This is a genomic window from Salinisphaera sp. RV14 (assembly GCF_052044135.1).
Taxonomy (GTDB): Bacteria; Pseudomonadota; Gammaproteobacteria; order Nevskiales; family Salinisphaeraceae; genus Salinisphaera.
In genome coordinates, this window is sequence record NZ_JBQDYF010000059.1 from 1 (window position 1) to 569 (window position 569).

General features: G+C 66.3%; 2 protein-coding genes. Both read right to left on the minus strand.

Annotation, left to right across the window (positions count from 1 at the left end; genetic code table 11):
* Window positions 1-158: IS66 family insertion sequence element accessory protein TnpB (gene tnpB / locus ACS8Y6_RS18410; RefSeq protein ID WP_440856249.1), on the minus strand; the 158-nt coding region annotated here is incomplete at its 3' end.
* Entirely contained in the window at window positions 158-493 is a 336-nt protein-coding gene (gene tnpA / locus ACS8Y6_RS18415) for an IS66 family insertion sequence element accessory protein TnpA (RefSeq protein ID WP_440856248.1), read from the minus strand. The genes tnpA and tnpB, both read right to left, overlap by 1 nt.
* Window positions 494-569 lie beyond the last annotated feature (76 nt).

Consider the following 569-nt stretch of genomic DNA (forward strand, 5'->3'; position numbering starts at 1 on the left):
CCGGTGCGCCGTCGGTTGATGAAGACAAACAGCGTATCGCCGAACGGGCTGACGTCCAGTTCCTGTTCGACGATGGCCGCCAGTCCGTTGATCTGCTTTCGAAAGTCCACCGGCGCGCAGTGCAGGTATACGCCCCCGATCTGGCTGCCGGGGTGCATCAGTGCCCCCGGCCGGCGGTGGCCGCCGCCAGGGAGGCCAGCCACTGCGGATCCGGCAGTTGATCCAGCGTCAGCTGAACGTCCGGGCCAATCGCCAGAGTGCACGCCGGGCCTGACGGGGGACGCCCCATGATCTGTACCGGGACCAATTGCCGACCCGTGGGCCGACCGGCCGCCGGCGGGCCCGAAGCGGCGGCATCCCTCTTCAGGCGTCGCCGCCAATAATACAGCGAGTCGGCCGACAGGCCTTCCCGCTCGGCATAGCCGCGGGTCGTGATCCCCTCGGCCGCAATGGCCGCCAGGTGCTGCGACCAGTATTTCCTTGTCTCCGACATCTCAATCTCTCCGTCAATAGCGACAGCGGAGAGATTGGCTTATCGGTTATGCCGCCGGAAGGATGGGGTTGGTGGA

Coding starts and splice junctions, on each gene's coding strand:
- tnpA (WP_440856248.1), bottom strand. CDS start 493: ATGTCGGAGACAAGGAAATACTGGTCGCAGCACCTGGCGGCCATTGCG.